Origin of the sequence: Bradyrhizobium sp. NBAIM08, assembly GCF_020193935.1 — a bacterium.
GTDB lineage: Bacteria > Pseudomonadota > Alphaproteobacteria > Rhizobiales > Xanthobacteraceae > Bradyrhizobium > Bradyrhizobium yuanmingense.
Map to the genome: position 1 here is coordinate 1 of NZ_JADYVR010000869.1, position 410 is coordinate 410.

A 410-nucleotide genomic window follows, 5' to 3' on the forward strand; every position below is an offset into this window, starting at 1 on the left:
GCCGATGTCGACCACCAGCGTGGAGCCCAATGTGGCCAACTGCTCGACCGACGTGTCTTCGACGAAGCCCTCCACGCGGTAGTTGCTGGGATGCACCTTCAGCACCATGGCGACGTCGGCCTTCGCTCGTCCCATGGCGCGGCGGTAGTCGGCGAGGCGCGTGCGGTTGGTGGTGCCGACGTCCACGAGGGTGGCGTTCGACTGCTCGATCACCTCGGGCACGCGGAAGCTGCCGCCGATCTCCACGCTCTCGCCGCGGCTGACCACCACCTGGCGCCCGCTCGCCAGTGCTGCCGTCACCAGCAGCACCGCCGCCGCGTTGTTGTTCACGACCATCGCCGCCTGTGCACCGGTGAGCCGTGCGAACAGCTGCCCCACGGCACGCTGGCGCGACCCGCGTTCGCCGGTGG

General features: G+C 70.0%; 1 protein-coding gene. It reads right to left on the bottom strand.

All coding sequences use genetic code 11. The features are described from left to right. Window positions 1-410, bottom strand: a 410-nt coding sequence (locus I6F37_RS42465) for an aminotransferase class V-fold PLP-dependent enzyme (RefSeq protein ID WP_368736834.1), incomplete at both ends; no start/stop codon positions are given.